The 12617-nt window shown below is 73.2% G+C and carries 6 protein-coding genes; 3 read left to right on the top strand and 3 right to left on the bottom strand.

Going from position 1 to position 12617, the window contains the following annotated elements:
- The first annotated feature begins 791 nt into the window (after positions 1–791).
- The gene (locus tag NON19_RS09460; protein WP_255926256.1) at positions 792–2918 is read left to right on the top strand and encodes an AfsR/SARP family transcriptional regulator; all 2127 of its coding nucleotides are present in this window, start codon (positions 792–794) and stop codon (positions 2916–2918) included.
- A gap of 1 nt (position 2919) precedes the next feature.
- Here NON19_RS09460 and NON19_RS09455 read toward each other — a convergent pair whose 3' ends face one another.
- Positions 2920–6453, bottom strand: coding sequence for a S41 family peptidase (locus tag NON19_RS09455; RefSeq protein WP_255926255.1), 3534 nt, complete (start codon positions 6451–6453; stop codon positions 2920–2922).
- Between the two features lie 109 nt (positions 6454–6562).
- Here NON19_RS09455 and NON19_RS09450 point away from each other — a divergent pair, with 109 nt between their 5' ends.
- Entirely contained in the window at positions 6563–7738 is a 1176-nt protein-coding gene (locus tag NON19_RS09450; protein ID WP_255926254.1) for a serine hydrolase domain-containing protein, read from the top strand.
- Between the two features lie 39 nt (positions 7739–7777).
- Here NON19_RS09450 and NON19_RS09445 read toward each other — a convergent pair whose 3' ends face one another.
- Positions 7778–9400: a penicillin-binding transpeptidase domain-containing protein gene (locus NON19_RS09445; protein ID WP_255926253.1), complete on the bottom strand. Its 1623-nt coding sequence runs from the start codon at positions 9398–9400 to the stop codon at positions 7778–7780.
- Between the two features lie 476 nt (positions 9401–9876).
- The gene (locus NON19_RS09440) at positions 9877–11586 is read right to left on the bottom strand and encodes a dolichyl-phosphate-mannose--protein mannosyltransferase (protein WP_255926252.1); all 1710 of its coding nucleotides are present in this window, start codon (positions 11584–11586) and stop codon (positions 9877–9879) included.
- Between the two features lie 126 nt (positions 11587–11712).
- Here NON19_RS09440 and rsmI point away from each other — a divergent pair, with 126 nt between their 5' ends.
- Positions 11713–12558 carry a 16S rRNA (cytidine(1402)-2'-O)-methyltransferase gene (gene rsmI / locus NON19_RS09435; protein WP_255926251.1) on the top strand — a complete coding sequence of 282 codons (846 nt, stop codon included), beginning with the start codon at positions 11713–11715 and terminating at the stop codon, positions 12556–12558.
- Positions 12559–12617: the final 59 nt, after the last annotated feature.

Below are 12617 nucleotides of genomic sequence, written 5' to 3'. Positions count from 1 at the left end.
GCTGCGGCCGATTCGGCGCACCCCGGTCCGTGCCGCCGGGGTTGTTCCCCGCCGCGGATTCCCTCGCACCGCTTCGACGATGCGGCTCTCTGGAACGCGGGGGATTGGAGCGCCAGTCCCAAAACCCCTCCCTGGCGGGGCCCGGAGCCACAGCATCCGTCGACCGTCGGTGAACAGACAGTAAATCCTTCGCGAAGCACGCACCAACCAGTGTAAAAATCTCCGCTCCCCCTTGGAACCGCGATGTTACGTACCGTAACTCGCCGCTGGGAGACGTGAGTTCCGGCGTCCGCTCGGCTGCCGGATCGTATACGTCGTATACGGAGAAGGGCGCGTCCCCCCACGGGCGCGCCCTTCTCCCTTTCTGATTCCGCCCTGCCGGAATCAGCCGGATCGTCGGGCCGGCGGCCGCAGGCCCGGCGCTGGTACGAGACGGAGCCGTCGCCACCACCCGCACGCGGTCGCTGACGCGGGTAGGGCGACCGCGTGCGGAGACCGTGGCTGACGCTCCGTCATATCCCGTCACGGCCGGGAGGCATGGCCGCCGCGGGAATCCGGCAACACGCACTCTGCCGCACCGCCATGACGCCCCGCTGACTGCTGGCTGACGCGACCCTGACACGCTCCGTAGTCGTCAACCCGTACCGGGACCGTGCCCCGATCCGTGCCGACACCGTGCTTGGCGGAAAAGGCGAGGTTTTCACCGCATCACCACAAGGCAGGATGGTCCGGGGGGTACCCCCATGCCCTTAAGGCCAGGGGGGAGGCGGACCTCATCGGTGGGGAATCGGATGACGACAGAAGCTGTGAACTTCGGCCTGCTCGGGCCGCTGGACATTCGGTGTGCCGCGCGGCAGATCCCGCTCGGAGCCGGGCGCCAGCGATCCGTGCTGGCGTTGTTGCTGCTGCAGACGAACCAGGAGGTGACCGTTGAGAGTTTAATCAAGCGACTCTGGGACGGGGAACCCCCTGGCGGCGCCCGCAACGCCGTACAGGCGTACGTCGCACGGCTGCGCCGGACGCTGCGCGAGGCCACCGGTACCGACCAGCTCATCCGCAGCGGGCCGGGCGGATACGCGCTCACCGCCCCCGACGACACCGTCGACCTGACCCGCTTCCGCTCCCTGACCGCCACCGCCGAGCGCGCCCTGGCCCGCGGCGAACTCGCCCTGGCCGCCCGCAACTTCACCGAGTCGCTGAGCCTGTGGCGCGGCGCGGCGCTGCAGGACGTGCCGTGCGAGACGCTGCAACGCGACGAGGCGCCCGCGCTGGAGGACGAGCGGCTGCACGTCGTGGAGCGGCTGTGCGACCTGGACCTGATGCAGGGCGCCGCCGCCAACGCGCTGTCGGTGCTGCGCGGCGTGGTCGCCGAACGCCCGCTGCGCGAACGCCCCTGGTGCCAGCTGATCACCGCGCTGTACCAGTGCGGCCGCCGGGCCGAGGCGCTCACCACGTACCACGACATCGCCCAACTCCTCTATGCGGAACTGGGCGTTGAGCCGGGCCCCGATCTACGCGCGGTGCACCAGTGCCTGCTGGACGACGTCGAGATCGAGTGGCCGCCGCCGCGCGACCGAATACCCCAGGTCCGCCCGGCCGCCCAGGCGCCCTGGGCGGAGCCCAGGCAACTGCCCTGCGGACCGGCGGAACTGGCGGGCCGCGAGGCCGCCGAGGAGCAGGCGGTCCGGCTGCTCAGCACCCCGACGGCGGCCGGAACGGTACCGGTGGTGGTACTCAGTGGCGCGCCCGGCTGCGGCAAGACCGCGCTGGCGGTACGGGTCGCGCACCGGCTGGCCGCCAGGTTCCCCGACGGGCAGGTGTTCCTGCCGCTCGCCGCGCCGGACGGCACCCCGCGCGACCCGGACGACCTGCTCGCCGACGCGCTGCACGCCACCGGGCTGCCCGCCGGGGAGGACCAGGGCTGTGTACCGCCCGGGGCGATGGCCCGCTCCTCACTGCTGCGGGCCCGGCTCGCCGGACGCCGGGTGCTGCTGGTGCTGGACGGCGCCAGCGACCCGGCGCAGGTCACCCCGCTGCTGCCGGGCGAACCGGGCTGCGCGGTGCTGGTCACCGCGCGTACCGAACTGTGCGAGCTGACCGCCTTCCACGGCGCGCACCGGATGCCGCTGGACTGCCTGGAACCGGATGCCGCGCTGGAACTGCTGGGCCAGATCGTCGGCCGCGACCGGGTCGCCGCGGAGCAGGAGGCGGCGGCCGAACTCGCCGCCGAGTGCGGGCACTTGCCGCTCGCCCTGTGCGCGGCCGCGGCGAACCTGGCGAGCCACCGCTTCGCGTCCTTCCGCGCCTACGCCAACCGGCTGCGCACCGGCGACCGGCTCGCCCTGCTCTCGCTGGGCGGCGGCATCGGCGGCTCGGCGGACGGCGGCGGCTGCGCGGTGCGCACCGCCTTCGGGCACTCCTACCGGGCCCTGCCCGCCCCCGCCAGGCGGCTGTTCCGGCTGCTGGGGGCCGCCGACCTGCCGGAGACCGGCGCGGAGGCGGCGGCCGCGCTCGCCGACCTGCCGGTGGAGGAGGCCACCGGGCACGCCCAGCGGCTGGCCGCCGCCCATCTGGTCACCAGGACCACCCACGGCCGACTGCGGCTGCCCGGACTGCTGCGCGACTACGCGGTGGAGCGGGCCAGGGCCGAGGACGACCCGGCGCAGCTACGGGCCGCCCGCGCCCGCCTGCTGTGCTGGTACGCCTCGCGCACCGCGGCCGCGGTACGCGCCTGCCTGCCCGTGCCGCGCAGTGCCGCCGCGCTGTTCACCAGCGCCCAACAGGCCGGTGAGTGGCTGGAGTCGGAGGCCGCGAACCTCTCCGCGCTGGCCCGCTGGCCGCAGGGCCAGGCCGCCGAGGGGTGCACCGAGTGGGCGTGGCACCGCTCGCCGGGCGCCGGATCCGACGGCGCGGCGTGAACTACCGCGGCGGCAGCGGCGGACGGCTGCGGTCGGGGCGCTCGGACAGGTCCGGCGGGGTGGCCGCCGGGTGCTTCTCCAGCAGGTCGAGCGCGGTGCGCACGGCCGCCGCCAGTTGCGAGGGACGGCCCTCGGCCCAATCCAGCGGGGTGCGCATCGCCTCGATGTCCGGTGCCACGCCCCCGTTCTCGATGCCCCAGCCGTACTCGTTGAACCAGGCCGCGTTCATCGGCACGGTGATCACCGTGCCGTCGATCAGCCGGTGGCGGCCGGTCATGCCCACCACTCCGCCCCAGGTGCGGGTGCCGACCACCGGTCCCAGGCCCAGCTGCTTGAAGGCCGCGATGATCATGTCGCCGTCGGAGGAGGTCGCCTCGTCGGCCAGTGCCACGATCGGGCCGCGCGGGGCGTTGCTGGTGTAGCTCACCGGCTCGGCACCGCGGGTCATGTCCCAGCCGAAGATGGTCCGGGTCAGCTTCTCGATCACCAACTCACTGATGTTGCCGCCCGCGTTGCCCCGTACGTCGACGATCAGCGCGGGCCGGGAGACCTCCATCCGCGCGTCGCGGTTGAACTGGGCCCAGCCGGAACCGCCCATGTCCGGGATGTGCAGATAGCCGCACCGGCCGCCGCTCAACTCCCGTACCACCGACCGGCGTTTGGCCACCCAGTCCTGGTAGCGCAGCGGGCGGTCGTCGATCAGCGGTGCCACCGCGACCCGGCGGGACGGCCCGTCGTGGTCCTGTGGCGGGGCGAAGGTCAGCTCCACGGTGGTGCCGCCCGCCCCCGCCAGCAGCGGATACGGCCCGGTCACCGGGTCCACCGGGCGGCCGTCGACATGGGTGAGCACCGCGCCCTCGCGCACCCCGGTACCGGCCAGCGGTGAGCGCGCCTTGGAGTCCGAGGACTCACCCGGCATGATGCGGCGCACCGACCACGTACCGTCCTTGTCATGCTGGAAGTTGGCGCCCAGCAGCCCCATCGGCCGCTGGTAGTGCGGCGGTCCCTCGTTGCGCCGGGCGGCGGTGCAGTAGGCGTGCGAGGTGCCCAGCTCGCCGAGGATCTCCCGCAGCAGATCGGCGAACTCCTCGGGGGAGGCGACCCGTTCGACCAGCGGACGGTACTGGTCGAGCACCGCGGGCCAGTCGATGCCGCACATGTCGGGCGCCCAGAAGTAGTCCCGGATGATCCGCCCGGCCTCCTCGTACGCCTGGCGCCACTCGGCGGCCGGGTTCACCTCGTGCAGGATGCGCCGCATGTCCAGGATGACCGTCGAGTCGTCGTCACCGCGCTCGTACGCCGGGACGACCGCCAGCTCCCCGTCGTCGTACACCACCAGGCGGCGGCCGTCGCCGCTGACCGCGTACCAGTCCATGTGCCGCAGCAGCTCGGTGCGCCGGGTCCTGAACAGGTCGAAGTACTCCAGTGTCGGCCGCGGCGAGGGGTCCGCGGGGTTGGCGAACGTCTCGCCCAGCGCACCGGAGATCGGCCAGCGCAGCCAGACCAGCCCGCCGCGCACCGGGGAGAGCGAGGAGTACTTCGACGCGGCGACCGGGAACGGCGTCACCCGGTTCTGCAGCCCGTCCGCCTCCACCACCACCGGCCCCTCGCTGCCGTCGACCGCGTCCAGGCCGCCGGTGATCGGCCGCCCCTCGACCGGCAGCGCGAACGGCGACGGCGTGGCGGAGTTGAGCGGCACCAGATAGGGGCGGCAGCCCAGCGGGAAGGACAGGTCGCCGGTGTGCACGTCGTAGACCGGGTCGAAGCCGCGCCAGGACAGGAACGCCAGATAGCGGCCGTCCCAGGTGAAGACCGGACGCTCGTCCTCGAAGCGGCCGTTGGTGACGTCGAGGACGGTGCCGTTGGTGAGTTTGGCGATCCTGATCTTCCGCAGTGAGCGCCCGATGCCCGGGTGCGACCAGGCCAGCCAGGCCGAGTCGGGCGAGAACGCCAGATCGCGCACCGGACCGTTGGTGGAGCGCACCAGCTCCACCACGGTTCCGGCCGGTACGGCGCGCGGCGGCTCCTCGCTCGGCAGCGTGTCGTCCACGTCGGTGCTGGTGCGTGGCGCCTCGGCGGCGCCGGTGGCCACCAGCAGCAGGCGCCCGTCGTGCGAGGCGACGGCGAGCGTCGCGCCGTCCGGCGAGGCCACCAGCTCGTGCACCCGGCCCAACTCGCCCTGCGCCAGCCGCCGTTTGTGGGTGTCCACCGGCGGCCGGACCGGTTCCTCCGCGATGGCCGCGCCCAGCGCGGTACCGCTGGTGGTCGGGTCCGGGAGGTCCGCGGTGTACTTCGCGGCGCCGTCCGTGCCGGGCGCCGCGCGCTCGCGGCTGCCCGCGCCGACGGGTTCGGGAGACGGCTCCACGCGGGACGGGACCGCGCCGGTGAGTCCGGAGACGGTGGAGGAGAAGCGGACGGTGCGGCCGGGCAGGTCGGCGATCTCGATGGCGTCCTCGCCGCCCGCGTCCGAGACGAACGCCACCCGCCCGGTGTCGCCCAGCATCACCGGCAGCCGCACCCGGGACCCCGGCTGGTCGACGATGGTGCGCGCCGGGCCGTCCCGGTGGGTGAGCCAGTACAGGCTGCCGCGTACGCACACCGCGCTGGCCCGCCCGGTGGTGTCGCACGCCAGCCCGGTGAGGTTGGCGGCGGCCGGGACCTGGTACGGGCGGCGGCCGTTGCGCGCCCCGCCGAGCCGTACGTCCAGGCGGCGCGGTACCGCGGCCGGATCCGCCAGGTCCTCCGCCAGCCACAGCCTGCCCGCGCACTGGTAGACCACCCGCTGACCGTCGGTCGAGGCGTGGCGGGCGTAGAACTCCGCGTGGTCGGTGTGCCGCCGCAGGTCGGAGCCGTCCGGCAGGCACGAGTACAGGTTTCCCACGCCCTCGTGGTCGGACAGGAACGCGATCCGCCCGGCGACGAACATCGGGCAGTCCAGGTGCCCGCGCACCTCGGGCAGCAGCCGGGCTCCCTGCAGCCACAGCCGTCCCATCGCCCCGCCCCGGTAGCGCTTCCAGGACGCCGGCTCGTGCGGGGGAGTGCCGTTGAGGATCAAGGTGAGGTGGTCACCGTCCAGGTCGGCTACCGCGATGTCGGAGACCTGGCCCCACGGCAGCCGCTTGCCGGGCGAGCCGTCCGGGGTGACCGCGTACGCCCAGGAGAAGTGCGAGAACGGCTGCCCGTGCGAGGAGACCGCCAGGATCCTCCCGTCCGGTGTCCAGGAGCACACCCGGGCGTCCGGGCTGCCCCAGTAGGTCAGTCGGCGCGCCGGTCCGCCGTCCACCGGCACCAGGTGCACCTCGGGGTCCAGGCTGCGCCAGGTGGTGAACGCGATGGCGGTGCCGTCCGGCGAGAACCGGGGGTGCCCCTGCCGGATGCGGTCGGCGGTGATCCGCCAGGCCCGTTCCGGCACGGCCCCGGCGGCGGCCAGCGGGGCCACCCACAAGTCGTCCTCGGCGACGAAGCAGAGCAGGTCGCCGTGGAGGTGGGGAAACCTGAGATATGCGTCGTCTATCGGGTCTGTCACGTTTTCCATGGTTCTGGGCTGGATTGCGGAGGGCAACTTTTGGCGCCGACGACGGGCCGTGCACCATGGGGGGAACGGTCTGACAGGAGCATGGTCGGGGGCAGGAGCGGGAGCGGCAGTGGTGGTGGTCCACGGGACGGTGGCGGACGGCTTCGAGCCGGTCCTGGAGGCGTTCCGAGAGGGGTTCGAGCGGCGCGGGGAGCGGGGGGCCGCGGTGGCCGTCCACCTTGGCGGCCGACCGGTGGTCGACCTGTGGGCCGGTGCCGCGCGGGCCGACGAGCCCGAAGGGCCGCGCTGGGAGCGGGACACCGCGCAGATCATCCGGTCCGCGGGCAAGGGCCCGGCCGCCGCCTGTCTGCTCCTGCTGCACCAGCGCGGGCAGCTTGACCTGGACGCGCCGGTGGGCAGCTACTGGCCGGAGTTCAAGGCGGCGGGCAAGGAGCGCGCCCTGGTGCGCCAACTGCTCACCCACCGCGTCGGGGTGCCCGCGCTGGACACCCCGCTCACCGTCGCCCAGGCCCTGGACGGGGTCAGCGGGCCGCGCGCGGTCGCCGCCCAGCGCCCGCAGTGGGAGCCGGGCAGCGAGCACGGCTACCACGCGCAGACGTTCAGCTGGCTGCTGGGCGAACTGGTGCTGCGCGCCACCGGCCGCACCCTCGGCCAGTGGTTCGCCCAGGAGATCGCCCGCCCGCTCGGCCTCGACCTGTGGTTCGGCCTGCCGCCGGAGCACGCCGAGCGGGTCGGCCGGATCGCCGCCGTGCCGTCCCCGCCCGAGTCCCCCGCGGCGGGCCTGCGCGCCCGGCCCAAGCGGTCCGTCACCGAGGCGTACGCCGACCCGAAGTCGCTGACCCGGCGCGCCTTCGAGGCGATATCCGCACCCGTCGACGAGAATGAACCGGCTTACCAGGCGGGCGAGTTGGCGGCCTCCAACGCGATCGCCACCGCCCGCTCGCTGTCCCGCTGCTACGGGGCGCTGGCCACCGGCGTGGACGGCGGACGGCCGTTGTTCACCCCGGCGACGCTCACCGCCGCCCGGTCCCCGGAGTCCGAAGGGCCGGACCGGGTGCTGGTGGTGGGCACCCGCTTCGGCCACGGCTTCATGCTGCACGGCCCGGCCTGCCCGCTGCTGGGCCCCGGCTCCTTCGGCCACCCCGGCCGGGGCGGCTCGCTGGGCTTCGCCGACCCCGAGTCGGGCATCGCCTTCGGCTATGTCACAGCCGGTCTGCTCAAGTCGGTGACCGCCGACCCACGGGCGCAGGCCCTGGTACGGGCGGTGCGCTCCTGCCTACGCTGAGCCCATCGCACACCCCGCACCGCGGCTGAGCCCCTCGGCTCAGCTCGCGGAGAGCAGCGCCGCCACGATCTTCCCGGCGAACTTGTAGCCCTCACCGGTGTTCGGCACCACCGCCGCCGCGGCGACATCGTCGTGGTAGGCCAGGAACCAGCTGTTCGGCTTGGCCTGACCGTCCACCTCCGCGGTGCCGGTCTTGGCGCCCACGTCACCGCTCAGCTGGCCGACGGTCGGCGCGGCGGTGCCCTGCCGGGCGGTCAGCACCATCATTGAGCGCAGCGCGGAGTCGACCGACGCGGGCAACTGCTGCGGCGCCTGCGCGATCTGCCGGTTGTCCACCGCAGCCGGGACGATCACCGGCTGGTGGAACACACCGGACTTGGCGGTGGCCGCGACCGACGCCATGTCCAGCGGGCTCACCTGTACCTGCCCCTGGCCGATCATGGTCATCGCCTTCTCCGACCCGGTACCCACCGGCACCTTGCCGTCCCAGGAGGGCACGCCCGTCGACCAGTTGAGCCCGAGGCCGAACACGTCGTGCGCCTCGTTCTCCACCGCGCCGTCCGGCAGCACGTTCGCCGTGGAGATGAACGCGGTGTTGCAGGAGGCCGCGAAGTCCTGGGCGAACGTGGCCTTGTCGATCTGCATGCCCTCCACGTTATGGAAGCTGCGGCCGCCGTAGGAGATGGTCTTCGGGCAGTCCAACGGCGTGCTGGGGGTGACCTTGCCGGTGGTCAGCAGGGTGGAGGCGGTGATCACCTTGAAGGTGGAGCCGGGCGCGTAGGTGCCCAGCATCGCCTTGTCGTAGCCGCCCGCCGGGTTGTTGGCGACGGCCAGTACGTCGCCGGTGCTCGGCTGGATCGCGACCACCGCGGCGTCCGGCCCCTGGGTGGTGACCGCCTTCTCCGCCTGCGCCTGCAGACCGGCGTCGATGGTGGTCTTCAGCGGCTTGCCCGCCTTGCCCGGGGAGAGCGGGTGCAGCGAGGCGCCCGGCTTGCCGTCGGCGGCCTTCACCCGGATGTCCATGCCCGGGGTGCCCTGCATCGTGGCGCCGTACTTCGACTGCAACTCGGTGAGGATCCCGGCCAGCGACGGGTACTTGGCGGCGGTCAGCGGTGTGCCGTCGCGGCCGACGGCGGTGAGTGGCGGCGGGGTGTCGGACGGCGCGGCCTCCAGGCCCTGGCCCGCGGTCAGCTTGGGGTTGAGCACGGCGGGCGCCCACTTGACGACCGGCTTGCCCGAGCCGTCCCGCACCACGGTCAGCGCCGAGTCGTAGGCCCAGGTGGAGTCCTGGCCGTTGTACGAGACCGCGGCGCGCACCGAGAACGGGACACGGGTGCCGGTGGCGGGCTGGCCCGTGAGCGTCAACCGGCTGACGTGCAGATCACTTCGATAGGAGGTCAGCTGGGTGGTCGCCTGCGCGCTGTCGTCGGTCAGCGCGGCGGCCTTGGCCACGTCACCGGACGCCCACGCGGCCAGGAAGTCGTGTGCGGTACCCCGCACTTCGGCCGCCGACGGGGGAGTGGTCACCTTCGGCGCGGGCTTGGCGTCGGCCGCCGGCTTGCTGGACGCGCTGTGGAACAGGCCGTACCCACCGAACCCGACCGCCGCGAGCACCACCGCGACCGCACCACCGATCACGACGCCCTTCGTCGCTCCCTGCACCTGACCCTCCCCAACTCGTCGCCTCCGCACCAACCGTCAAGGAGCGTGACGCGGGGGCACTCTATGACACAGATGTGTCCATGGGGTCAAGATTCCACATCTCGACGCAATCGCTCAGTCACGCTTGGGCCCGAACCCGATAGATCACCCGATCTCCGGCCAACCGCTTGTATGAGGAGAAGGCGCCTTCGCCAGCCCCACACCTGTACACGGCGCTTGCCGAGCCGGGCCATGAGCTGCACTTCACGGAGTACCTGCGCCCGCAATGGAAACCGGTTGGTCCCCTCGCCCCGACGGACGGTGTAGGCGGCGGAAGGCCAGGTCAACGCAGGTTCCGGCGCCTACCGGAAGGCCCAGCGGGGGCCGTACCCGGGCCGTCTGCGGGCCGTCCGAGGCTGGCCAGCGGCAGCCAAGGACGGCCAACAACGACAGGTGACGCCCCCAAGATGAGTCGCCCCAGGGGGGCGAACTCACAACTAGATCCAGGTATCCAGCCACATCCGCGCCCGCCAGGCGTCCATGGGGATCGTCATGCCCGTGTACAGCGGGAAGAAGTAGATGAAGTTCCACACGATCAGCAGCACCAGCGTGCCCGCGCCCACCGCGCCCCACATGCGGCGCCGTTCGCTCGCGCCCGCGGGGCCCAGCAGGGCGCCCACCATGATGGCCACCGCCAGGCACAGGAACGGCACGAAGACCACCGCGTAGAACAGGAAGATGGTGCGCTGCTGGTAGTTGAACCACGGCAGGTAACCGGCCGCCACCCCGCACAGCACCGCGCCCGCCCGCCAGTCGCGTCGCAGTGCCCAGCGGAACAGCAGGAAGACCAGCGCGAAGCACGCCGCCCACCACAGCAGCGGAGTACCCAGCGCCAGCACCTCGCGGGCACAACCGCCGGGCGCCGTACAGCCGTTCTGGCCGAGCTTGGGCGACTCGTAGAAGTACGACACCGGGCGGCCCAGCACCAGCCAGCTCCACGGATTGGACTGGTAGGTGTGAGGCTGCGTCAGATGGATGTTGAAGTCGTACACCTGGTGCTGGTAGTGCCACAGCGAGCGCAGCGGCGCCGGGATCCACGACCAGGTGCCGCCGCGGCCGTCCGCCCAGTGCCGGAAGTAGCCGTTGCCGGTGGCGAACCAGCCGGTCCACGAGGCGAGATAGGTGGCCAGCGCCACCGGTACCAGCGAGCAGAACGCCGGTAGCGCGTCGCGGCACAGCACCGCCCGGTACGGGTGCCGGGCGCCCGCCACCCGGCGCGCACCGGCGTCCCACAGCACCACCATGATCCCGAACGCCACCAGGTACGGCGCGCCGTTCCACTTCGTGGCGCAGGCGAGTCCCAGCAGCACGCCCGCGGCGATCCGCCACGGCCGCCAGCCGAGCCGGGTGCCGGTCGCCGCCTCGTCGTTCGCCCGGCCGTCCTCCGGCAGCGCGGCGGCCAGCCGGGCGCGGGCGGTGTCCCGGTCGATCAGCAGCGCGCCGAACGCGGCCAGCACCCAGAACATCGCGATCAGGTCGAGCAGCGAGGTGCGGCTCATCACGAACTGCAGCCCGTCCACCGCCATCAGCCCACCGGCCAGGCAGCCCAGCGCGGTGGAGCGCAGCAGCCGCCGCCCGATCCGGCACAGCATGAATACCGACAGCGTGCCGAGCACCGCCACCGAGAAGCGCCAGCCGAACGGCGTCAGCCCGAAGAGCCACTCGCCGAGCGCGATCACCCACTTGCCCATCGGCGGATGCACCACGTACGACGGGTCCAGGCCCAGCGGGATGCGCTGCGGATGGCCCAGGATCAACTGGTTGGCGTTGTCCGGCCAGGCGCCCTCGTAGCCGTGCTGGAGCAGCGCCCAGGCGTCCTTGGCGTAGTACGTCTCGTCGAATATCACCGCGCGCGGACTGCCCAGGTGCCCAAAGCGCAGGGCCCCCGCCAGCAGCGCGACGAGCAGTGGCCCGGCCCAGCCGGACCAGCAGGCCAGCCGGTCCGCGAGCGCCGGGGTGAGCCCGAGGGCTCGCCAGAGCCTGGTCCCGGGGGCGGGGAACGCGTCGACGAGTCGTTCCCGTGCGGTCCGCTGCCCGGCCCCGGCGTACCCGAACCGCCGCAGGCGTTGCGCCCACGGGCTCGGCGCGGGGCCCACGGGGCTGGCGCCCGTGGGCGGTGCGGCGTCTGTCTCGGTGTCACTGCTCACCGAGCCATCGTATGGAAGGCCCCTTGGGAATTCGCCCTCCCGCCCGCCCGTCGCCGCCACCTTTCACGCACCGCCGCGCGAGGGTGGCGGTGACGGGCGGGTGGGCGGGTGAGGAAGACTGGGCGCGTGAGCGGAACACTCGTACTGGCCGGAACCCCGATCGGCGACCCACACGACGCACCCCCGCGGCTCGCCGCGGAACTGGCCTCGGCGGACGTGATCGCCGCCGAGGACACCCGGCGGCTGCGCCGCCTGACCGCCGCGCTCGGGGTGACCCCGGCCGGGCGGATCGTGTCGTACTTCGAGGGCAACGAGACCGCCCGCACCCCCGAACTGGTCGAGGCCCTCACCGAGGGCCACCGGGTGCTGCTGGTCACCGACGCCGGAATGCCGTCCGTTTCCGACCCCGGCTACCGGCTGGTCGCCGCCGCCGTGGAGCGCGACATCCGGGTCACCGCCGTCCCCGGCCCCTCGGCCGTGCTGACCGCGCTGGCGCTGTCCGGCCTACCGGTGGACCGGTTCTGCTTCGAGGGCTTCCTGCCGCGCAAGTCGGGCGAGCGGCTCACCCGGCTGCGCGAGGTCGCCGACGAGCGTCGCACGCTGGTGTACTTCGAGGCCCCGCACCGCCTCGCCGACACCCTCACCGCGATGGCCGAGGCCTTCGGCCCGGACCGCCGCGCCGCCGTCTGCCGTGAACTGACCAAGACCTACGAGGAGGTCAGGCGCGGCCCGCTGAAGGACCTGGCCGCCTGGGCCGCCGACGGCGTACGCGGTGAGATCACCGTCGTCGTCGCGGGCGCCCCGGCCGCCCGCCCCGAGGAACTGGACGCCGCGGAGCTGGCCCGCCGGGTCGCGGTACGCGAGGTGGCGGGCGAGCCCCGAAAGGCCGCCATCGCGGCCGTCGCCACCGAGGCGGGGGTGCCGAAACGACAGGTGTTCGACGCCGTCGTGGCGGCCAAAACCGCCCGCTGACCAGTGCTCACGCCAGCGCGTCACAAGTCGCGGTAAAGGTCTAACGTGGACGGGTAAAG

This window comes from Streptantibioticus rubrisoli (assembly GCF_024436055.1).
Taxonomy (GTDB): domain Bacteria; phylum Actinomycetota; class Actinomycetes; order Streptomycetales; family Streptomycetaceae; genus Streptantibioticus_A; species Streptantibioticus_A rubrisoli.
Note: the sequence above shows the minus strand (reverse complement) of the source record. Positions and strands in the feature narration are given on the sequence as shown.